This window comes from Enterococcus sp. DIV0421 (assembly GCF_051713745.1).
Lineage (GTDB): Bacteria > Bacillota > Bacilli > Lactobacillales > Enterococcaceae > Enterococcus_D > Enterococcus_D casseliflavus.
The window spans coordinates 815,039-835,912 of record NZ_JBIOQM010000002.1; the positions used below are offsets into that span (position 1 = coordinate 815,039).

The 20,874-nt window shown below is 40.5% G+C and carries 29 protein-coding genes and 1 pseudogene; 26 read left to right on the forward strand and 4 right to left on the reverse strand.

What is annotated here, in order from left to right; genetic code table 11:
• Nucleotides 1-568: 568 nt before the first annotated feature.
• Nucleotides 569-655, reverse strand: coding sequence for a putative holin-like toxin (locus IGI96_RS14940; RefSeq protein WP_438785461.1), 87 nt, complete (start codon nucleotides 653-655; stop codon nucleotides 569-571).
• Between the two features lie 790 nt (nucleotides 656-1,445).
• Here IGI96_RS14940 and IGI96_RS14945 point away from each other — a divergent pair.
• The 15 genes and pseudogenes from IGI96_RS14945 to IGI96_RS15015 all read left to right on the forward strand — a co-directional run bounded on the left by IGI96_RS14945 (nucleotide 1,446) and on the right by IGI96_RS15015 (nucleotide 7,650).
• A complete protein-coding gene (locus tag IGI96_RS14945; RefSeq protein ID WP_438785310.1) occupies nucleotides 1,446-1,793 on the forward strand; it encodes a hypothetical protein in 348 nt (115 codons plus the stop codon).
• 57 nt (nucleotides 1,794-1,850) lie between these two features.
• A pseudogene (ssb, locus tag IGI96_RS14950) lies at nucleotides 1,851-2,186 on the forward strand (single-stranded DNA-binding protein); the annotation flags it as partial.
• A gap of 79 nt (nucleotides 2,187-2,265) precedes the next feature.
• Nucleotides 2,266-2,595 (forward strand): hypothetical protein, encoded by a 330-nt coding sequence (locus tag IGI96_RS14955; RefSeq protein ID WP_438785311.1) that lies wholly within the window; start codon nucleotides 2,266-2,268, stop codon nucleotides 2,593-2,595.
• Between the two features lie 43 nt (nucleotides 2,596-2,638).
• Nucleotides 2,639-2,977, forward strand: a complete 339-nt coding sequence (locus tag IGI96_RS14960) for a hypothetical protein (protein ID WP_438785312.1) — start codon at nucleotides 2,639-2,641, stop codon at nucleotides 2,975-2,977.
• Nucleotides 2,978-3,082: 105 nt separating this feature from the next.
• The gene (locus IGI96_RS14965; RefSeq protein WP_077454778.1) at nucleotides 3,083-3,370 is read left to right on the forward strand and encodes a hypothetical protein; all 288 of its coding nucleotides are present in this window, start codon (nucleotides 3,083-3,085) and stop codon (nucleotides 3,368-3,370) included.
• A 20-nt stretch (nucleotides 3,371-3,390) separates the two neighbouring features.
• On the forward strand, nucleotides 3,391-4,113 hold the full coding sequence (locus IGI96_RS14970; RefSeq protein ID WP_438785313.1) for a DNA/RNA non-specific endonuclease: 723 nt from the start codon (nucleotides 3,391-3,393) through the stop codon (nucleotides 4,111-4,113).
• A 5-nt stretch (nucleotides 4,114-4,118) separates the two neighbouring features.
• Nucleotides 4,119-4,379: a hypothetical protein gene (locus IGI96_RS14975; protein WP_438785314.1), complete on the forward strand. Its 261-nt coding sequence runs from the start codon at nucleotides 4,119-4,121 to the stop codon at nucleotides 4,377-4,379.
• Between the two features lie 47 nt (nucleotides 4,380-4,426).
• The gene (locus IGI96_RS14980; RefSeq protein ID WP_077454762.1) at nucleotides 4,427-4,759 is read left to right on the forward strand and encodes a hypothetical protein; all 333 of its coding nucleotides are present in this window, start codon (nucleotides 4,427-4,429) and stop codon (nucleotides 4,757-4,759) included.
• 111 nt (nucleotides 4,760-4,870) lie between these two features.
• Complete coding sequence (locus IGI96_RS14985) at nucleotides 4,871-5,050, forward strand: hypothetical protein (protein ID WP_252712623.1); 180 nt, start codon at nucleotides 4,871-4,873, stop codon at nucleotides 5,048-5,050.
• Nucleotides 5,034-5,249 carry a hypothetical protein gene (locus IGI96_RS14990; protein WP_438785315.1) on the forward strand — a complete coding sequence of 72 codons (216 nt, stop codon included), beginning with the start codon at nucleotides 5,034-5,036 and terminating at the stop codon, nucleotides 5,247-5,249. The genes IGI96_RS14985 and IGI96_RS14990 overlap by 17 nt, the downstream gene beginning before the upstream one ends.
• The gene (locus IGI96_RS14995; protein WP_438785316.1) at nucleotides 5,230-5,406 is read left to right on the forward strand and encodes a hypothetical protein; all 177 of its coding nucleotides are present in this window, start codon (nucleotides 5,230-5,232) and stop codon (nucleotides 5,404-5,406) included. The genes IGI96_RS14990 and IGI96_RS14995 overlap by 20 nt, the downstream gene beginning before the upstream one ends.
• Before the next feature lie 19 nt (nucleotides 5,407-5,425).
• On the forward strand, nucleotides 5,426-5,626 hold the full coding sequence (locus IGI96_RS15000) for a hypothetical protein (RefSeq protein ID WP_438785317.1): 201 nt from the start codon (nucleotides 5,426-5,428) through the stop codon (nucleotides 5,624-5,626).
• A gap of 46 nt (nucleotides 5,627-5,672) precedes the next feature.
• Nucleotides 5,673-6,170 carry a hypothetical protein gene (locus IGI96_RS15005; RefSeq protein WP_438785318.1) on the forward strand — a complete coding sequence of 166 codons (498 nt, stop codon included), beginning with the start codon at nucleotides 5,673-5,675 and terminating at the stop codon, nucleotides 6,168-6,170.
• Nucleotides 6,160-6,825, forward strand: coding sequence for a DUF2786 domain-containing protein (locus tag IGI96_RS15010; RefSeq protein WP_438785319.1), 666 nt, complete (start codon nucleotides 6,160-6,162; stop codon nucleotides 6,823-6,825). The genes IGI96_RS15005 and IGI96_RS15010 overlap by 11 nt, the downstream gene beginning before the upstream one ends.
• A gap of 18 nt (nucleotides 6,826-6,843) precedes the next feature.
• Nucleotides 6,844-7,650, forward strand: coding sequence for a ParA family protein (locus IGI96_RS15015; protein ID WP_438785320.1), 807 nt, complete (start codon nucleotides 6,844-6,846; stop codon nucleotides 7,648-7,650).
• Between the two features lie 713 nt (nucleotides 7,651-8,363).
• On the opposite strand, the gene IGI96_RS15020 is transcribed toward IGI96_RS15015, so the two are convergent.
• Nucleotides 8,364-8,690 carry a hypothetical protein gene (locus IGI96_RS15020; RefSeq protein ID WP_438785321.1) on the reverse strand — a complete coding sequence of 109 codons (327 nt, stop codon included), beginning with the start codon at nucleotides 8,688-8,690 and terminating at the stop codon, nucleotides 8,364-8,366.
• Between the two features lie 90 nt (nucleotides 8,691-8,780).
• On the opposite strand from IGI96_RS15020, the gene IGI96_RS15025 reads away from it, so the two are divergent.
• The 8 genes from IGI96_RS15025 to glyS all read left to right on the forward strand — a co-directional run bounded on the left by IGI96_RS15025 (nucleotide 8,781) and on the right by glyS (nucleotide 15,539).
• Nucleotides 8,781-9,071: an ArsR/SmtB family transcription factor gene (locus IGI96_RS15025; protein ID WP_438785322.1), complete on the forward strand. Its 291-nt coding sequence runs from the start codon at nucleotides 8,781-8,783 to the stop codon at nucleotides 9,069-9,071.
• 64 nt (nucleotides 9,072-9,135) lie between these two features.
• Nucleotides 9,136-9,432: a hypothetical protein gene (locus IGI96_RS15030; RefSeq protein WP_438785323.1), complete on the forward strand. Its 297-nt coding sequence runs from the start codon at nucleotides 9,136-9,138 to the stop codon at nucleotides 9,430-9,432.
• A 91-nt stretch (nucleotides 9,433-9,523) separates the two neighbouring features.
• Nucleotides 9,524-9,745 (forward strand): hypothetical protein, encoded by a 222-nt coding sequence (locus IGI96_RS15035; RefSeq protein WP_438785324.1) that lies wholly within the window; start codon nucleotides 9,524-9,526, stop codon nucleotides 9,743-9,745.
• Nucleotides 9,742-10,047, forward strand: coding sequence for a BRCT domain-containing protein (locus IGI96_RS15040; RefSeq protein WP_438785325.1), 306 nt, complete (start codon nucleotides 9,742-9,744; stop codon nucleotides 10,045-10,047). The genes IGI96_RS15035 and IGI96_RS15040 overlap by 4 nt, the downstream gene beginning before the upstream one ends.
• A gap of 20 nt (nucleotides 10,048-10,067) precedes the next feature.
• Complete coding sequence (locus IGI96_RS15045) at nucleotides 10,068-11,501, forward strand: ISLre2 family transposase (RefSeq protein ID WP_438785326.1); 1,434 nt, start codon at nucleotides 10,068-10,070, stop codon at nucleotides 11,499-11,501.
• A 797-nt stretch (nucleotides 11,502-12,298) separates the two neighbouring features.
• Nucleotides 12,299-12,538 carry a hypothetical protein gene (locus IGI96_RS15050; protein WP_081118113.1) on the forward strand — a complete coding sequence of 80 codons (240 nt, stop codon included), beginning with the start codon at nucleotides 12,299-12,301 and terminating at the stop codon, nucleotides 12,536-12,538.
• A gap of 15 nt (nucleotides 12,539-12,553) precedes the next feature.
• A complete protein-coding gene (gene glyQ / locus IGI96_RS15055; protein ID WP_005225852.1) occupies nucleotides 12,554-13,465 on the forward strand; it encodes a glycine--tRNA ligase subunit alpha in 912 nt (303 codons plus the stop codon).
• A gap of 1 nt (nucleotide 13,466) precedes the next feature.
• A complete protein-coding gene (gene glyS / locus IGI96_RS15060) occupies nucleotides 13,467-15,539 on the forward strand; it encodes a glycine--tRNA ligase subunit beta (RefSeq protein ID WP_438785327.1) in 2,073 nt (690 codons plus the stop codon).
• A 144-nt stretch (nucleotides 15,540-15,683) separates the two neighbouring features.
• Here glyS and IGI96_RS15065 read toward each other — a convergent pair whose 3' ends face one another.
• Both IGI96_RS15065 and IGI96_RS15070 read right to left on the reverse strand, forming a co-directional pair.
• Nucleotides 15,684-16,361, reverse strand: coding sequence for a response regulator transcription factor (locus tag IGI96_RS15065; RefSeq protein WP_005225854.1), 678 nt, complete (start codon nucleotides 16,359-16,361; stop codon nucleotides 15,684-15,686).
• An 18-nt stretch (nucleotides 16,362-16,379) separates the two neighbouring features.
• Nucleotides 16,380-17,525 (reverse strand): sensor histidine kinase, encoded by a 1,146-nt coding sequence (locus IGI96_RS15070; RefSeq protein ID WP_086338317.1) that lies wholly within the window; start codon nucleotides 17,523-17,525, stop codon nucleotides 16,380-16,382.
• A gap of 244 nt (nucleotides 17,526-17,769) precedes the next feature.
• Between IGI96_RS15070 and IGI96_RS15075 the strand changes: the two genes are divergently transcribed.
• From IGI96_RS15075 to IGI96_RS15085, 3 genes are read left to right on the forward strand one after another with little or no spacing between them, the layout of a single operon-like run.
• Nucleotides 17,770-18,999, forward strand: coding sequence for an efflux RND transporter periplasmic adaptor subunit (locus IGI96_RS15075; protein ID WP_086338316.1), 1,230 nt, complete (start codon nucleotides 17,770-17,772; stop codon nucleotides 18,997-18,999).
• The gene (locus tag IGI96_RS15080) at nucleotides 18,983-19,657 is read left to right on the forward strand and encodes an ABC transporter ATP-binding protein (protein WP_086338315.1); all 675 of its coding nucleotides are present in this window, start codon (nucleotides 18,983-18,985) and stop codon (nucleotides 19,655-19,657) included. The genes IGI96_RS15075 and IGI96_RS15080 overlap by 17 nt, the downstream gene beginning before the upstream one ends.
• Nucleotides 19,654-20,859: an ABC transporter permease gene (locus IGI96_RS15085; protein WP_086338314.1), complete on the forward strand. Its 1,206-nt coding sequence runs from the start codon at nucleotides 19,654-19,656 to the stop codon at nucleotides 20,857-20,859. The genes IGI96_RS15080 and IGI96_RS15085 overlap by 4 nt, the downstream gene beginning before the upstream one ends.
• The last annotated feature ends 15 nt before the right edge of the window (nucleotides 20,860-20,874 follow it).

Sequence of the window (20,874 nt, forward strand, 5' to 3'; positions counted from 1 at the left end):
AAAATAAACATATGAGGGTAGTTTTTGTTTTAGTTAATTTCTTATTGGCTATAAGCTTTTTGTATCCGTTTTTATTATGGAAATTAGCAAGTAAGCCGTGAGAAAGTAGATGTGAAAAATGTCAATATTTATTTGGGTTACATTGTTATTTATATTGTTAGGGCTGGTCTATAGACATTCCAATAAGACGATGACGGATCATCAAAAAAGAATCTTGAATATTTTTTTGATTACTATTCTTTTATTGAAAATAGGGATTGTAGTAGGTGTTTGGTTTCTATAAGTATTAAAGAAAGACTTCGTTTGTATCTGAAGAGGAAGGAAGTTTTTTTATAAGATAGTAAAATTTTTTGTTGTCCGCCACACTCCAACCGCCACCGCCGTTTAGGCGGACAACAAAAAGCTGGCTTTGCCAGCTTTGCAGTTCCATCAAACATGAAAATATGCTATAATAGATATAGAAAAGGACGTGCTGCAAACACGCCCCATGTAGAACCGTTAAAAAGACGGTAGCCATCGAAAAAATAGTTTTTTGACCATCTAAACGACCTGCTAAAGTGTTAGATGGTTATTTTTTTTGGTTTTTATGATCTGTAATCAGCAACACCAATGTCGCAAAAGCAATCATCAGCGTCAATGCTTCAAATACAGACATGCTTACTCCCCTCTAGGGATAAAGCTATGAACCATAGGCATCACCCCTGTATTAAGAGATTAGCCACCATCTTTTCACTTTTCTACATAATCATTATACCATAAAAAAAGACGCTAGAAACGTTGAGTTTTCAATGTTTCTAGCGTCTTTTTTTTGTTTTTTTGCCGAGTTCCTTCATCGCTCCAACCACCACCGCCGCTCTTACGGAACCCTGATCTTGTTTTCTTTTTTGGTACAGGAGAATGCATTAAACAGAAAGGAAGCCATCGCTGCTCGATGGCCTAAATGTCTTTCGACGTAACCGTCGATATCGGCCGCCTAAGCGTCCGAATCTGCGCAAGCGCATGTGGTTCAGGCCCAAGTGCCTGAACCGGCTCGTTTTTCGGAAGCACTAGCTTGTTTGATTCTCAGTTTCCAAAGAAGTGGATGTTCAAGCGTCTCTAATCGTCTATCAGTCATCCGGCTAGTATAACCTAAACCATAACCTGCCAATTGCCAAGGGTAAAATGCACGCTGCGCGCCCTTGGCAACCGTCAGAACATGGTTTCGAGACGGTTATGCCGAACGACCGATATACGAAAAGGGACGCTAAAAAGCATTCCACTTTGATCTTTGAAAACTGAAAACCAAAATCAAACAAGCAGGGCTTCGTCTAAAAACGAGCCGAATCAAGACCTTGGGGGTTGCACCCCCAAAACCCCTGCGCCCCCGACGCAATGCCGAAAAGGTAGAGGGGAAAGGCGCAACTTTCAAAGAAAACAAAAAAAATTATTTTTAGGAGGAGTCACCTATGATCACACAAACAAAAAACACCTCGTACCAAGTCGGAGACATCTTTTATAGCTCTTGGGGCTATGAACAAACCAATGTTACTTTCTGGAAGATCGTGAAATTAACGGAAAAAACGGCTTGGTTCAGACCTGTTAAGAAACAAACGGTAGACATTCATACCTCAATGAGTGGAATGACTGCGCCCATACCAAATGAGTTTATTGATTATCCGCTTGCAAGAACAAAAGATAGCATTGTTAGAAAACGAATCAATCCGAATCATCCAAATGAACTCTATGGCAATCGCAGTTGGGACACGTTTTACCGATATGATGGAAAACCTGTTTATGAAAGTAGTTACTACTAAGAGGGATTTTTCCCTCTTAGTTCAAAATAAAAAAAATATTTTAAGGAGAGATTTCACATGATGAACAATACAAATTTAATCGGAAGACTAACGAAAGAACCAAACTTTCGCTACACGTCAACCGGGAAAGCAGTCGCGAATTTTACGCTTGCAGTGAATCGAAATTTTACGAATGATCAAGGCGAACGAGAAGCGGATTTTATTCCTTGCGTGATCTGGAATAAAAAAGCAGAAACACTTGCGGAACATGTCACAAAAGGAAGCTTGATCGGAGTCAGTGGTCGATTACAAACGCGCAATTATGAGGATACTACAGGGGCACGAATTTATGTGATAGAAGTAGTCGTTGAAACTTTTAGTTTGTTGGAACCAAAAGCAAAAACCAAAGAACGAGCAGCACAACAATAAGTTTGATTCCTCAGTGGGAAACATTGTTTTTCCCGCTGAGGTGAACGCAAAGGAGGAAAATACAATGTTACAGACACTAACAAAAGAACAATTATTAAACGGGGATATTCGAGCAATCGATCGTCCAGAAATCTTTGAACAATGGCTAAACGCAGTAACTGAAGAAAAGGTTGTTTCTACTACACTCATTTATACTAAAATTGATAGACAAAATGATCTCATTCTAAGTGTCTGTTTGGCCGATACACAAGAAGAACTAGAAGAAACATATCCTTACTTTTCCTTTAGCTATTCTTGCTCAGAAAAAGAATTTTGGGGATTTGTTTCTGCCGCCGCAAAGTCGAAAGCTACTTTTGACACTGAATTCTTCTTTGAACAACTTTCGTATCATTAAAGGCAAAGATGTTGATTAAAAAGTAAAGATTTAGGAGAAAAAAATGAAACAGATGATAAATATTTATGAACTCTTAGGCGGAGATAGACACGACACCAAAAATAATGTATTAAAATCGCTTTTTATCATAGGTATAGATGGAGATACTGTCGATATTGAAGCAGAACCATATGACGATGCATACGATACAAGCGATATGACAAAAACAATGAAAAAAATCAGTCGAATCTTAGATCGGCGAGAAAAAGCCATTTTTAAGCATCTCCATCTACTTTATGGAAAAGAAATTCGTTGTTTATCCATTACATTTTTTGATGAATGGAGAGTTTATGACGGAGCACATAAATATTTAGGAAAAGCTTGCCAAATTGGCTATGCTTAAAAATGAATAAAAAAGAGGAAACCATTCTGTTGAATACAGTACATTTAAGGGGCGTAAGCCCCTTGCCCGAAAGGGAAAATGATTTGTGAATAGGAGAGAAAGCCAATGTCAAAAACAAAACCTATCGTTGATTGTTACGATCGAACGACCCAGGAGTATTTAGGATCCTTTGAACAAACGGATGAAAATATTGTGAATTATGTTGCGAGGTTAAGTCCTTTCCAATCGGTTTATTTAGTGGAACAGCTGACAGATACACTTATTCTAAGCACTATCGGGAACTTTTTGGATCAAGTCCCTAATCAACAATGGCTACAACAAATCTTACCGCTACTTATTGCTAAACAAACAGGAGAACGTCCGATAAAAAGTGTACCAATGATTCATGGTTAGGAAGAAATGGGGGAAAAAGTTTGAGAAAACGAAGAACGGGATTCTGGGGACTTCTAGTCCTTGTTGTGGTGGTTGTGGTTGGTTCGAGATGGAATCAACCACCCTCAGAATTAAGCGAAGTAGTTCATGAAGTCACACAGATGTTTATTGATAAGTCCGCGCAAGAGGTTCCTGTAGGCAATGGCTTGTCACAAATAGAAACGATCAATCATAATCAGCCAAGTTTTTCTTCGGACGATTTGTCTTTAGAAAAGGGAGCCTGGCAAACCTTCTCGGATTTAGATCCATTCAACCGTGTAGGGGAGGCAAATGCCCTATTGCATAGAGACATGATGCCAACAGAAGAAAGAGAGCGGTTATTTATTAAGCCTACCGGCTGGAAACAAAAGAAAATGCCGAATGGGGACTATCTCTATAATCGCTGTCATTTGATCGGATTTCAGTTAACAGGTGAGAACAATAACCCGAAAAATTTGATGACAGGCACGCATTCTTTTAACACGCCTGCCATGGTTGACGTTGAAAATAAAGTCGCTGAGTATTTACGAAACACATGGAATCATGTTCGTTATCGTGTCACACCTGATTTTCGAGGGGAAGAATTGGTCGCACGAGGGATACAAATAGAAGCACAAAGTATTGAAGATACGGCGATTTCATTGAATGTGTATATCCATAACACACAAGAAGGCTATACCATCGATTATTTGACGGGTTTATCAAGAGTAAATGAAAGAGAGTGAAGAACATGTATCAATCAACCAATCGGGCTTGTTACAACAGCTATTACGTGCCATTCCATACGATGGCTCATGCGAGTTGGCCACCGACGTATGTAAGATGTGATTGCGGGGAATTGGCCAAACATATCGTGCATTATCGACGGTTGTCTTGCGGAGCGCCACATTTTCAAAAGACGTTTATTTGGGCATGTGAACATTGTGGGGCACGCTATCGACAAATAAAAGGCACATTTGATTTTGAACGCATAGACGAACTGGGAGAGTAATAGCAGCTGATGTCTACAAAAACAAACCGTATAGGGAGGAAAACAATATGATCGAAGAAGTACAACTAGGGATTCAAACAGCGGAGGCATTTGGAGAATGGCTCGAACAGCTTCAAATCAAAGGAAATCAGGTCAAAAGTGCATTGGTTTTCCAGGAAGAAGAAACAGGAACGTTAGATGTTTGTTTGGAGATTACGTACGGCTCTACAGCGGAGGCGTTAACTGGATTTCCCATCGTTTCTTTGTCTTTAACGATTCTTGAAGAGGCATTTTTATACTATGTAGAAGCAGCATTGACTGTTGTGAATGAGTTTGAAGGGGCTGGAGTATTGACAGAAATGTTGGCGTTAGTAAACCAACAGAAGAAAGAAAAGGCCTAAAGGCAATACAAGAGAAGAGCCCTTGTAAAAAACAAGGGCTTGTAAAAGGAATTTATAAAAGAGATCTAGTTTGTATGATTATTCTAATACATGAAGGGGGGAGAACGCAAGATGAATCAACGTTTAGGAATGGTTTTGTTTTTATTGGGAATGAGTATGCAATTTTTGCCCGTTCTTTTTCAATTAGGCATTGGTAGTGGATTGAGTGCATGTTTGTTTTTTGCCTGGGACGAGTATTTGTATAAACAATCAAAGAAAGAATGGGGGGAGAGGTATGATTCCACCGTATAAAGCGGTCTGTTTTCCAGCCCTTTCTCGTAGGGGCGAAGCACGCTTTGTCATTATTGATGTGAACACAGGGGAAATTATCGATGATGCCCAAGGCTATGGCTATAAAAGCAAAATGAGAGCCTATCGGTCATTTGGCTATCTACAAGCAAGAAAAAAACGAGTATTGAGGAGGAAAGCACATGAAACAAGAAGTAATTGAGCGATTGATGACGCTTTGTTTTTCTGGAGCTGGCGTAACAATGATTCGCTGTTTGTTTTTAGGTCGATTGCGGTATCGGATCCGCAAAGGCATTCGCTGGATGATGACCATCGGTTTGTTCGTAGGGATTTGGTTTTTGTTTCACTATTTTTGGTAAAAGAGAGGAAGTGGAGCCATTGGCAATAAAAAAAGAAAATAAGCGAGGGGTGACCACCTTTAATCCTACACAACAAGTGGCGCTTCAACGATTATCAAAGAAATATGTACTTTCAGAAAGCAAGATCCTTGCTCATGCATTAGATCTTTTGATTGCACAAGAGGCGGCAAATTTTGATGTAGGATTAACGAAAAAGTGTCGACACTCGGTTCAAAAGTGATGATACTTTCTATCGGAAGATTAAAGGGAAAGAAGGGGAACACAAAATGAGAAAAATCACCGCTGTACAGTTGGTAAATGAGTTATCCATTTTTGATAAAATGGCTCAAGTGTCGACGTATTCCGCTCGTTTTTGTTTAGATGATTACTTGATTGAGGAAGTGCAGGAAGCAATCAAAACATGTAATCGCATGTATCCAGCCTATCATTTTACACATGAACTTGTTTACGGTGGATTTGGTCATGATTTAGTTGTAGTTGATCGTAAGAAAAAAGAAACGTATGACAAGTTGCCAAAACCATATACCTATGAGGATTGTTTTGTTGCATTGAAGGAAGAATTTGGAAGGATATCTAGTGCTTGGTTTGATGGTTTGTGGAATCAGCGGCTCACTGAAGAAGAATATCAGGAAATGTTAACTTTCTATAGAGAGCTGCAGAAGAGATTGGAGGAAAAGAGATTGGAGGAAAAGAGATTGGAGGAAAAGAGATTGGAGGAAAAGAGATTGGAGGAAAAGAGATTGGAGGAAAAAAGTGAAGGATAAACGCTTTATGAAGATTCAAAAACTATTCGCTTTAGCTAACGATGCGAATGACGAAGAATCTATGAATGCATTAGCGAAGGCTCAGGAATTAATGTTGAGTTATGGAATCTCTGAAGAGGAAGTCTTTGACTATAAGCAAGCTTCTTTTGAAGGGCAAGTGGTGGATCGTGTTGTCTATCAAGGAAAACCACAAAAATGGGTATATCGTTTAGCAAGAGTTATTTCTTCGAATTTCCGAGTGAAATATTATTATGTAGCAGGGATCCCCGTTGAGTTGCATTTTTTAGGAACAAAATCAGATGTAGAAATTGCGGATATTACGTTTCATTATGCAAAGGGAAGCATTGCGTATTGTGCAAGGAGATTCATGCAACAGCCAGAAATCAAGCGAAAAAGAAAACGAAAATGGCAATTAAAGCAAGATTATATTCAGGGATATCTTGTCGGATTGCAGGAACAATTCTGGGAACAAGTAAAAACAAACGGATATGAACTAGCGTTACAAGTACCAAAATACGTACAAAAAGAGTTTGATGAATTATCGCTAGTACCAGGAAAGGACACGTCTCACAAAATAAAAGACTTAGTAGTATTTCAGGAAGGTGTGCGAGAAGGAAAACAATTTAGGCAAAAAGAAAGTCTAGAATATCAATAATAAAGAGAGGGAAAACCGATGACAAAGTATATTACAGTGAATAATAAAAAAGGCGGCACAGGAAAAACAAGCGTCTCTTGTATGTTAGCAGTATATCTTTCAATGTTTGGAAATACATGTTTGATTGATGCCGATGAAAGCGGGAATGCGACAAAGCGTTTTACCTCAACCATTGAGGAAAAAGCAACCTTTGCCCGATTGTTTCGAAAACAAGAACTCTTTCCTATGGCCGTACGAGAAGGATTAGATTTAGTTTGTGGTACGCCTGAACTAGAAGAAGTGAATACTGAATTGGTTTCAAGGTTCAATAATACCCTGGTCTTTGCGGGCTATGTGCGGCAGTATGAGACTTTTGGAAATTATGAGTATGTGGTCATTGATACACGAAATGATAGTAATTTGATTACGAATAACCTATTGGTTGCGTCAGATCTGATTATCGGTGTGTCAGATCCAAGTTCAGATGGTTTTGAAGCATTGATGAACCTAGAAGAACATGTTTCCTGGTTAGCAAATGAGCTGCGGGATCTGTTTACAGGAGAGAGTTATGTACGGGCAGAAGTAATGTTTGTAGGGAATAAGGTGGCACATAATACGGATGTTTCTCGTCAGTTCAAGCAGGTGATGGAAGAAATTCCGAGCTTTTTAGGCTATTTCCAAGATCGAACGGCATTTGATGAAGCAGGATTACAACGAAAGACCGTGCTGGATTTGTTTGAGGAAGCAAAGTATCAGCAAGAGAAGTACCGTATGTTTCGAGAAGAGACCCTGCGCGTATTAGAAGCCATCAAAGCAAAGGTTGACAGACTGGCAAGCCAGCGATAGCGAGGCTTGCCATATGCTAGAACCATATGCTAGAACCATATGCTAGAACCATATGCTAGAACCATATGCTAGAACCATATGCTAGAACCATATGCTAGAACCATATGCTAGAACCATATGCTAGAACCATATGCTAGAACCATATGCTAGAACCATATGCTAGAACCATATGCTAGAACCATATGCTAGAACCATATGCTAGAACCATATGCTAGAACCATATGCTAGAACCATATGCTAGAACCATATGCTAGAACCATATGCTAGAACCATATGCTAGAACCATATGCTAGAACCATATGCTAGAACCATATGCTAGAACCATATGCTAGAACCATATGCTAGAACCATATGCTAGAACCATATGCTAGAACCATATGCTAGAACCATATGCTAGAACCATATGCTAGAACCATATGCTAGAACCATATGCTAGAACCATATGCTAGAACCATATGCTAGAACCATATGCTAGAACCATATGCTAGAACCATATGCTAGAACCATATGCTAGAACCATATGCTAGAACCATATGCTAGAACCATATGCTAGAACCATATGCTAGAACCATATGCTAGAACCATATGCTAGAACCATATGCTAGAACCATATGCTAGAACCATATGCTAGAACCATAGCGGAGGTATTTTGGGTAAACAAAAACTCCCTAAAACTCTGAAGATTTGAGAGTTAGGGAATTACAAAGGAGGAATCAAAGAACTTCAACTGTACCATGGTCGTCAATATGGTCATCATGTACATGTTGTAAACGGCCATTGACTAAATAATCTGTATGATCGCCATGAGGTACTTGTTCATGACCGCAATCCGGTGTGTGCTGACAAACTGCTTGTACATGATTACAGCTATCTGGATTCTTTTCATTGATTTCTAACGTACATTCGTCCCAATGATCTTCATGCGCATGATGCAAATGACCATTATGCACGTAATCGACGTGATCTTTGTGTAAAATTTTCGTGTGCCCACAGCCTAAAGAATGTTGATGCGTGTGATTTTCATGTGTATGATGTTCCATGTAATCGTCTCCTTTTTCTTTGAGATAAATTTTTGTATGATTAGTTTATCAAATAAATGAACAAGTGTGAATATGTGAGGAGGAAAATTGATGATTTCAGTGGAACAGCAGCAAAAAATTAGCGATATTTTTTCTATCTTGAGCAGTCCAACACGATTGGCTATTTTATTTTTCTTATTTGAACAAGGACAAGCGAATGTCTCTCAAATTGTCTCTCATGTAAGTATTTCACAATCAGGTGTTTCGCACCAACTAAGGATTTTAAAAGAGTATCATTTAGTCAAATTCACACGAGAAGGGAAAGAAATGGTTTATTCTCTTTGTGATAAACATGTCATTTCTATTTGTGAACAAATTTTAGAGCATATACAGGAAAGTTAATGAAACATGGGGGATAGCAGTGAAAAAAGACTACAAATTGTTAGAACCATAAGGAGGGGTTAAAGTGAATCAATTTCAAAAGATCCAACAAGAGATGCAAGAAAAGAAGAAAAAACGATCGATACATGAACCAGCTGCACAGAGCGTGGATAATCTACGGATGGGGCATTTATCGGTTCCTTTGGAAAAACTAAAAAAGAAGGAGAAGAAACAAGATTATATAGTTTCTCTCTATCCAAGCGAACGTGAGTTATTGGGTGAGCTTGCTTTACAGGCAGGTTTTAAAAACCAATATGGAGAAGGAAATGCCTCTGCATTTCTCAGTGCGGTTATTCGAGAATTAGGAGGGGAAAACAAGTAGAAAAAATGATTGAAGCGGACGATCATTTTCTTTTATGCTAGAAGAAAAAATATTAGACAAACATTCCTTTACGAGAAAGCGAGGATAAGATATGAAGGCATTGTGTATTGGGCAGGTCATTACTGCCAAGACGGTTCACGGAAAACTAGTCACTGGAAAAGTCGAACGATTGAATGAGCATACAGTGATTTTAAGCATGGATTCTTCTTTAGAACGTGTGGTTGTGTCTGAAAAGCAATTACAAAAACAAGGCTGGACGTGGGAAAAACCGAATCGAAAAGGTACATTAAACGACGGAGGGGTCAGTTTATGAATCAAGAGTGGATAGTGTTTACCGGAACGTTATCAAGTCTGACTCGTGAACAAGCTCAAGCGTTGGTGGTTGCCCTTGGTGGGCATACGCAAACCATTGTCACAAGTCAGACGACGCAGCTGGTCATCGGTACCAGTCGTCCTACCTTATTTAATGATCGACCTTCAACGAAATGGGAAACAGCTGAAAGGAGACGCAAAGCGGGGCAACCGATTGGCTTCATGGATGAACGGATGTTTTTAGAAGCTGTGATCGATGTGTTACAGAGACGAGTAAGAAATTTACAGACAAATAACAGGTGAAACGGAGGAACAAGGAAAAGATGGATGCGTATTTTCAACAAATGGATCAAATTTTGGCGCATGAGAAGATGGATCGAATTGAAAAAGAGCGACAACTTCAGCTTTTGATGAATACATTAATAGAGTATCATTTCCAGCAATACATAAAATATAAGGAGAATAGCCAACGTTCGTATTATCAAGCTCAGGGGTATCAACCAGAAAAGAAAGCAGAACGAACGGTTCATTTTTTATTTGGCTCGATGACCTATGAACGAACACCCTGGAAAAAAGAAGGGGAGATTATTTATCCTGTAGATGAATGGTTCGGTGTTTCTGCCTATGATCGATATTCTCCGGGCGTATCTTTTTCGATGGTGAAAGCAAGCAAAGATTGCCCGTACCGGAAAGTGTCAACGATCATTGAAGATTTTACGGTCATTTCGTGTTCAAAAGATACTGTAGGAAAAGCCGTCCAATTGTTTGGAGAAAAAGCAGAGCACTATTTTTCTTATCAACGAGAATATGGGGAAGCGGGAAATCGTAAGGTTCCGTATGTATTTATTGAAGGCGATGGCGTACTTGTGAATGAAAAAGGACTGGTTAGCAGAGGTCGGAAAAAGAAACAAGGGAATGGAAAAAAGAAAGAATTAAGCCATTTCGTGATTCATGAGGGGATAGAAGAAACAGGGATTCAAACGATTCCTCGTTTAAAACATGCACGAACGATTATTTCGTCCAGTTATGCCGAGGCAGCTCATCAGGTAAGAGATTATTTGTATCAAACGTATGATCTAAAAGAAACGATCGTGGTGGCAAATACAGATGGCGGAAAAGGATTCACGAAAAGGAAGATCCAAGAATTATTACCGATAAAAATTGGCGGATTTGACTATTTTATTGATCGATACCATGTGACCCAAAAATTGATTCAGCGTGTCTTTAAAACAGAATTGATCAATTCGTTTCAAGAGGCGATCAATGCCTATGATCCACGAAAACGAGATGTGTTGTTAACAACATTGGAGAGTTGTTGTGAAACGCAGGAACAGTTGTACCATTATACGAAGCTCAAAGGCTATTTGTATCGGAATTGGCCGTATCTGAAACCGTATCACTTAAGGAATCTGCCAAAGAAAAAACAAGGGATCGGGATCATGGAAAGCCGCCATCGAAGTTTTACGTATCGGATGAAGAATCAAGGGAAATACTGGGGACGAGGATTAGAAGGAATGATTCAATTGATTGCCTCAGAGAAAAATCAAACGATCAAATCCATTTTCTTGAAAGAATGGCAAGAAGCCTTTGCGTTAGATGAACGGCTAAAACGGCAACCGTTGTGTGGGCTTGAACAGGTAGATGAAGAAACAGAAACGGGTATAACCAAGGGGGAAGTACGCCTTCAAACAGATCGAGGAGCAGTCAAAGAGTATGTCAATTGGCTGAAAAAAGGTACCCCCCTAGACAAACTCTAGGAGGGAATCGTGAAAAAAGATCTCTCGATCTTGAAAAAAGTGTCGTAAAGAGTGTGCGCTCTTTACGACACCAGTATAAAAGAAAAGTTCTTTTGATACAACAAAAATTTTTTAATTAGCCGTAAAAATTTTTCTAAAAGAAATTGACAAAAAATTAAAAAAGGTGTAGAAATAAAGGTAACAAAAGCAAAACAAAAAAAGGTGATGGAACCATTCGTCCATCACATCGATTTGTCAAAAGTTTTGTTTTAATGATAATTTATATTGAAGAGTTTATACTTGAAAAGCTGATTTGTCAATACTATTTTTTATTATTTTTCGATTCCATTTTTTCATCTATCGAAAGAATGATTATTTTCGAAGAGGTAGACGACGCATTGTAAATAACAAAAACAAAAATAAAATAACGATCAAAAAACAAACTGTCGGAAGTTTGTTTTAATGTTAATTTAATTTTTCTTCTTCAGAAAAAGTGTCCGGGTAAAATACAGACACATACAAGTTCAAATTAATCATTGACAAACCCTAGCTTCAACTACTATCATAAGAGTAATCGAATCCGTGCTATGATCGGAAGAAAGAAAGAAGACCATTCCATGAAGCGAACTTGGGAGAGTGAAAGCCAAGTTGGAACCTTATTTCGCAGGCGTCCGTGAGCATGATCAATGAAGCTGCCGACTTGTCGGAAGTAGGGTGGAACCGCGAATTTATCGTCCCTATATCTATACACTTTGTATAGATATAGGGACTTTTTTATGTTTCACACCAAGAATAGCCAAAAACAAAGGAGGTTTTTTATGTTATTTGATATGACGATTCCAGCAAGTGCGTTTACCGAAAAAAAGCTCAAAGTATTAGCAAGTATTCCACTGCAGGTTCGCCTTTTAAAGGATGAACAGCTTATCCATGAATTTACAACGAGTCCAGACCAAATGCTTTACGACTTATCGGATGTTTTAGAAGCAGATGTCGTGGTCGAAGTGAAATTGATCCCTGGATCAGTTGTCGAATTTTATCCTGTCGTCAATGCGTTATAAGAAAGGAAGAAAAAGATGAGTAAACTAACTGTGCAAGAGATGATTTTGACCCTGCAAAAATTCTGGTCTGAAAACGGCTGTATGCTGATGCAGGCCTATGATACAGAAAAAGGGGCTGGAACCATGAGCCCATATACATTTTTACGTGCAATCGGTCCAGAACCATGGAACGCCGCTTACGTAGAACCTTCTCGCCGTCCAGCTGATGGCCGCTACGGGGAAAACCCAAATCGTTTGTATCAGCACCACCAGTTCCAAGTCGTGATGAAGCCTTCTCCTGAAAATATCCAAGAGCTTTATTTAGAAAGCCTGCGTCTTTTAGGGATCGATCCATTAGAACATGATATTCGTTTTGTCGAAGATAACTGGGAAAATCCTTCGATGGGTTGTGCAGGTCTTGGTTGGGAAGTTTGGTTAGACGGGATGGAGATCACTCAGTTTACGTACTTCCAACAAGTCGGCGGCTTAGCATGTAAGCCAGTGACATCAGAGATCACTTACGGCTTAGAACGTCTAGCATCTTATATTCAAGAAGTTGAAAGTGTCTACGATCTTGAATGGTCTGCAGGTGTCAAATATGGTGAGATTTTCCGCCAACCTGAGTATGAACATTCAAAATATTCCTTTGAAGTCAGTGACCAAGACTTGCTTTTAGGAAACTTCGATCGTTTTGAAAAAGAAGCAAAACGCTGTATCGATGAACGCTTAGTTCATCCAGCTTACGACTATATCTTAAAATGCAGCCATACCTTCAACCTGTTGGATGCTCGTGGCGCAGTCTCCGTCACTGAACGTGCTGGGTACCTCGCACGTATCCGTAACATGGCGCGTCAAGTAGCAAAACTCTTTGTAGCAGAACGGGAAAACCTCGGTTATCCATTGCTTGATCCAGAAGTGGCGCAAAAACTGATTGAGGAGGGAAAATAAGATGGCACAAAACCTATTATTAGAAATCGGCTTAGAGGAATTACCAGCGCATGTCGTAACCCCAAGTATGAAACAATTACAAGAAAAAACGGCAGCTTTCTTAGATGCTCATGCGTTGCCTTATACAACGATCGAAGCCTATTCCACACCTCGCCGTTTGGCTGTCTATGTCACCGGTATTCCTGAAAAACAAGCGGATACGCAAGAAGATGTCAAAGGACCAGCGAAAAAAATCGCATTAGATGATGCAGGCAATTGGTCGAAAGCAGCTCAAGGGTTTGTTCGTGGACAAGGATTGACGACTGATGACATCACCTTCCGTGAATTAAAAGGGATTGAGTATGTCTATGTAACGAAACATACCCAAGGTCAACCAACCGTTGAGGTATTGAAAGGATTGCAGGAAGTAATCACGAGTTTGACGTTCCCAGTAACGATGCACTGGGCAGACTACGATTTTGAATATATCCGACCAATTCATTGGATCGTAGCACTCTTTGGTGAGCAAGTCATTCCTTTCCAAATCCTTGATATTGTTACCGGTCGCGAGTCAAAAGGTCATCGTTTCTTAGGTGAGGCAGTCACGTTTGATCACGCGGACGAGTATTTGGAAAAAATGAAGCATCAGTTTGTCATCGCTGATCCAAGCGAACGTCAACAAATGATCACCGCACAAATCAACGCGATCGCTCAAGAAAACAACTGGCGGATCGATTTAGATGAAGACTTACTAGAAGAAGTGACAAATCTAGTTGAATACCCAACAGCCTTTGTAGGGGACTTTGAAGAAAAATATCTTTCTGTCCCTGAAGAAGTATTAGTTACTTCTATGAAAGAACATCAACGTTACTTCGATGTCCGCACCCTTGACGGAGAATTGCTGCCGCACTTCATCTCTGCCCGCAACGGGGATGCTGTGAAGATCGATAATGTCATCAAGGGAAACCAAAAAGTCCTGACCGCTCGTCTAGAAGATGCTGAGTTTTTCTACAATGAAGACAAAAAGCTGACCATTGACCATTGCGTAGAAAAACTTAAGCAAGTCACCTTCCACGAAAAAAACGGCAGCTTGTATGAAAAAATGCAACGTGTCGGACTAGCAGCGCAAATCATCGGGAAGACCGTTGGTTTAACACAAGAAGAACTGACCGACCTTCAACGGGCAGCTCAAATCTATAAATTTGATTTAGTGACCAATATGGTAGGGGAATTCCCTGAATTGCAAGGGATCATGGGGGAAAAATATGCCCTGATCCAAGGAGAAAAACCAACAGTTGCCCAAGCGATTCGTGAACACTACATGCCGATCTCAGCAGAAGGCGAGCTGCCACAATCAAAAATCGGGGCTGTTTTAGCGATTGCGGATAAATTAGACAGCTTACTTGCTTTCTTCGCTGTTGATATGGTTCCAAGCGGTTCAAACGATCCTTATGCACTTCGTCGGCAAACCTACGGGATTATCCGCATCCTAGCTGAAAAGCGCTGGTACTTCCCATTTGCTCAGTTGCAAGAAGAGATTCGTGAAGCCGTTAATGCCCAACCAGAAGTTTTTGGGATTCAACTTGCCGCTGGTCAAGAACAAGTGACCGATTTTGTGAAAGGTCGTCTGCGTCAATTCTTACTCAGCAAAAATACGCGTCATGATGTCATCGAAGCTGTCTTAGGCGCACGTCAAGCAGACATCAGTACGTTGTTTGAAACGGCTCAAATGTTAAGGGAGCATCTGCAAGACACCGACTTCAAACCTTCGATGGAAGCTTTGACACGGGTGATCAATTTAGCGAAGAAAGCTGAATTGGATCAAGCAGCAATTGATCCTGCCTTGTTTGAAAACGACTCTGAAACTGCCTTGTATGAAGCGGTCTTAACAGTAGAGGACAAGTTCCCACATCAAACGATGGAAGAAAACTACCAAAGCTTAGTGGCATTGCGCCCATTGATCGAAGCTTATTTTGATCAAACAATGGTCATGGTGGAAGATGAACAAATTCGCCGCAACCGTTTTGCCTTGTTGGATAAAATCGCGAAGATGAGTCTGGCAGTGGCTAGTTTAGATGCTTTGATTACGAAATAAAAGAAGCTTGCAGTTGCAGGTTTCTAAATAAAAAAAGCTGGAACTGAAGAATCAGTTCTGGCTTTTTTCTATGTTTCTCGATTTACTTGTGTTCAGTCCCAAGAAAACCGTCCTTTTCGTACAATGAAAGGACGGTTTTTGATGTTAAATTTTATAGCCGATCCCCCAAACGGTTTTGATATAAGAGGACTTCTTGTGGGTATCGTGCATTTTTTCCCGAAGGTTTCGAACGTGGACCATGATGGTATTATTGGAAGACGTGTAATATTTTTCGCCCCAAACCTCTTGAAACATTTCCTCAGAGCTTACCACTTGGCCTTTTCGCTCCATCAATAATTTTAAAATGGAAAATTCGATGGGCGTCAGGGAAAGTTCTTCTTCTTGCAAGAAACATTTTCGCTTATTGACATCTAATTCCAACTCCCTCACGATCAATTTGTTTTGATCTGAGCCGTTGTATTGAGTCGAGCGGCGTATCTGAGCTTTCACCCGAGCGATCACTTCCAACGGACGAAAGGGCTTGGTGATGTAATCATCGGCACCAATTGTCAAACCAGTGATCTTATCGATTTCCTCAGATTTAGCTGTCAACATAATAATTGGGTAATGATGCTTCTTGCGGATGATTTTACACAGGTCAAAGCCTGTGATATCTGGCAGCATGACATCAAGAATCGCCAAAGAAAAGCTGTTTTGCTCGATCTGTACCTGAGCTTCATGACCATCTGCACAAGTGATGACAGAAAAATTTTCGTTTCGTAAATAAAAGGCAATCAAATCTGAAATTTCTTTTTCATCTTCAACTAAAAGTATCTTTTCCACTCGTATTGACCTTCCTTTTCAGTTAACTGACTTTCTAGTTTTTTCATGTTGATTTGTCGCTAAAGGCAATGTGACGATCATTTGAATCTCATTGTTCTTGCTAGCAGCTCGGATCGTTCCCTGATGCGCCAAAATAATTTCTTTGGCGATCGCCAATCCGAGACCTGCTCCACCTGTCTTGGTTGAACGAGCTTGATCCAGACGATAAAATTTTTCAAATAATGCCTCCAATTGTTCTTGTTCGATCGGCTCACTTTGATTCGCTAGGATAAAAGTTGCTGCTTGTTCGTCCACGGTTAGCTGCATTGTGATCGTGGTTTGATCAGGCGCATAGGCAATGGCATTTTTTAACAGATTGTTTAACACTCGCGCCAACTGTTCACTATCGGCTTTTAATTTCAAGCTCTCTGGTCCAGAGTAGCAGATGGTTTGTTCTTTTTCTTTCAGCAGCGGATAGAATTCTTCATGGATTTGCTTCAGTAAGAAGACGAAATCAAGTTCCCGTTGATACAATTGGATGTCTTGCAGATTAAAACGGGTGATGTCGAAAAATTCATTCATCAGCGTTTCCAAACGCTCAGACTTTTCTAAAGCAATCGTCAAGGATTGCGTCATTTGTTCATTGGTCAAGTTTTTCGTATCCAACAATAGATTGAGATAGCCGATCACTGAAGCTAAGGGAGTCTTTAAGTCATGTGCCAAATAGGTGATCAAGTCCTTGGTGCGCTGTGTTTCTTCCTTTAAAAGAGCCTCATTGCGGTTCATCGTATCTTCTATTTTTAATAATTCATGATCGATCGCTAGGCTGCCCGTCGAACTTGCTTCCGATTGAGAGAAAAAGAGCTGAATTCCTTCGGCGATCCTTGCAATTTTTTTCCTTGAAACATAACGATAACTAAAATAGCAAATCAAGGTAACGGCAAAAACGAGAAAGAAGGAGAATGCCAAGAACAATTGTTTAATAGGGCGCCAGTCGACAAAGGTACCAACGATCATCCCGCCTTCGCCATCACTTGTTTCTACAACGCCATCTGTAACAAGGTTTGACAAAAAATTATCCAGCACCATTTGAATGAGTCTCGTTTCCTTTAATAGCCATAAGGCTCCTACCAATAAGAAGAAGCCAACCAGAAAAAAGACAAATGAAGAATATTTACTACGCATGAAACAGTCCTTTCTAACTCGTTCTTGATTCTTTCTTGATTATAGCAAAGAGGAGTAGGAGCGAATAGCTAATTCTTCTTAAGAATTCTTCATATTAATAAAAAAAGAATGGAAAAATTCTATTTTCTTAAGAAATCTTCAGCAGATATTAAGAGAAACGTTCAAAACGCAAATTGATTCAATGGTTAAATAAAGGTGGTCATTCGATTAACCAATCAGGAAGGTGAGATGTTTGAGAAAGCATATGAACAAATCAAAAAAGAGTTTCATGATCATCAGTAGTTTACTGATCATCGGCAGTTTAGGCTGGACGAGTGCCTGGGGGATTGCTCGTCGTGAAGAACCTTCCATCACTCAAATAACTTTGCAAGATCTGCAACCGAGAGCAGATTTTTACTTAGTAGGAGTCGTTGAACCAGCAAGAACGGTTGAAGTCAAGGTGGATAGCTCAAGAGGATCAGTTGTTGAGAAAAAAGTAGAGGCAGGGGATCAAGTCAAAGCAGGGCAAGCTCTTTTTGTTTACTCTAACCCTGAGGGGGCTTTGGCCATTAAAGAAGCAGAACAGGCGACGGCAAATCGCTCGAGAGCTGTGGAACAAGCAAGACGGCAAACGAATCAAAAATGGGAACAATACAATAAGGTCACGAATCAGCTGGAGGAGACGAAACAAAAAATTGCCAGTGCGGAAGAAGAGGACAAAGAAGGGCTGGAAGATCGTAAAACCGATTTGGAAATGCAGCAAAGTCAATTACTGCTAGAAGCGCAAAACTTGGAAAGCAGCATTGGCGATGCCGAATTAGAGCTGGAACGGGCAGAATTAGAACTACGTTCAGTCAAAGAGCAACATGGCTCAGACGTCGTGGAAGCCGAAATTGATGGAATCGTTAAAGACGTGGACGAGCGACAAATGAATCGAAGCGCAAGTGAAGCGGCTCCAGAGAATCCTTTTATGACGATCGTTGATACCAGTCGGCTCTTTTTAAAAGGGACTGTGGATGAATTTCGCCGCAATCAACTTGAGCCTGGTCAAAAAGTTGAACTTAGAGACCGTAATGGCGGCAGTCAGCGATGGACTGGAAAGATCACCCGAGTTGGGGATATGAAAGAGCCTTCTGTAGTGGTTGAAGAACAAGGCGCAAACCCTAATTTGTCGCAATTTAGTTTTGAGGTCGTTTTAGATGAAAGTGAAGAGCCACCTAGTATTGGCATCCATTGTTTTGTAGAACGCATTGAGGAAGAGCAAACCGCGATCAAGCTGCCCAAATCTTTCGTATTTTATGAAGAAGATAGGCCCTTCATCTACGTCGTTGAGGACCATAAAATCAGTAAACTGTCCGTGGAAATCATGGAAGATGAAACGGATGAAGCCATGTATCTGTTAGAAAGTGAACTGGATATGCAAGTGGCGCTCGTCTTCCCAACAGTTCGGATTCAAGAAGGAATGGATGTGAGACCAAATGATCCAACTGATTGATGTCTACAAAACGTTCCCACAGGGCACTAGCGAAATTCAAGTTTTGAAAAAAATCAACTTAACAATCAATACTGGCGAGTTTGTTTCCATCATGGGCCGATCAGGATCAGGCAAGTCGACCTTGATGAATATCATTGGCTGTTTAGACACGCCAACAATGGGCAGCTATCTACTTGATGGTAAAAATACCAGTCAAATGAGTGAAGATGAACTGTCCGAAATCCGCAATCAAAAAATCGGCTTCGTGTTTCAAAATTTTGAACTGTTGCCCAAACTATCCGTTTTACAAAATGCTGCCTTACCGCTCTTGTATGCTGGTGTCAATCAGGAAGAACGAACGACTCGAGCAATTCACGCCTTAGAAAGTGTCGGATTGAGGGATCGGATCGATTTTAGGATCAATCAGTTGTCAGGGGGGCAAAAACAACGAGTAGCGATCGCTCGGGCATTAGCAGGAGAAGCAAATGTGATCTTAGCGGATGAGCCGACGGGTTCTTTAGATACCGCTAATAGTCATGAGATCATGGCGCTATTTACTAAGCTGAACCATCTAGGAAAAACAGTGGTTTTGATTACCCACGAACAAGAAGTCGCGGACTATGCAAAGCGGCAAATCGTCATTAAAGATGGTGAAGTTGTTGAGGAGGGCACAAGATGACCGAAAATATTCGCTTAGCCATTCACGCAATCTACCAGCATCGTTTGCGTTCCTTGTTGACGATGCTAGGAATCATTGTCGGGATTGCCTCCATCATTTCCATTGTGAGTATCATCAACGGAAATACTGAGAACATGAAAAAGCAGCTGATTGGTGGTGATACTAACTCGATGCGGATCGAATATGACGCCAGAAGTGCTTTTTTAGCGGGCGAAAGCGGCAGAAATGATCGTTTGCCTGATTACGCCCCGCAACTATCAGAAGGAGAGCTGCAAAAGTTGCTGACCATTGATCACGCCAAGAACGTTAGCTTGTTCTATGAAGCCAATCTGACAGTTTTCCAAAGAGACCAGCAAACCGATACGATAGTGCTAGGCATGGATCGCGGGTTCTTTGAAATTTTGCCCCATACGATCCTTGCTGGCAGAGCAATGACTGAAACCGAATTGCAGACACAAAAACAAGTTGCGGTGATTACGAAAGATTTGGCGGAAATTTTTTTCTCGTATCGTGATCCTATCAATCAACTGATTGAAATCAATGGGACACCCTTTCGCATCGTTGGCGTAGCTGTTTCTGACACGGAGCAACTGTCAGGGAAATATGTTTTCATCCCTCGAGGCAGCCAAAGTTTCGTCGAAGGAAAGCTCAACCAAAGGCCAACAGTGCTGTTTCAGGCGACGAATGCGGACGTCTTAGAATCAGCAGTCGTCCAAGCCAGCCATGAATTGACCAAGAGTATTCCGCCTTCAGATTTTGTTTTTTCCATCCGCAACTATGATGAAGTGCAGAAAATGACCGATGATATCAATCGATCGAATATGATTTTACTGGGGGGGATTGCTAGCATTTCCTTACTCGTCGGTGGGATCGGTGTAATGAATACGATGCTGGTCAGTGTGACAGAGCGTACCAGAGAGATCGGTTTGAAGAAAGCATTGGGTGCCAAACGTAAAGTAATTTTGCAGCAATTTTTGACAGAAGCAATCGTTTTATCGGTGATCGGCGGGCTGATTGGCATCTTCGTCGGTCTGTTGATCAGTCTGATCGCCTTGCGTCTGTTAGAGTATCCGATGACGATCTCATTGTTATCCATTTTGATCAGTGTGTCATTTTCAATGCTGATCGGTACTATTTTTGGTTACTTGCCCGCTTATAAAGCGTCGAAGTTAAAACCGATCGAAGCATTACGCTATGAATAAAAGGAAGGTGTTTTT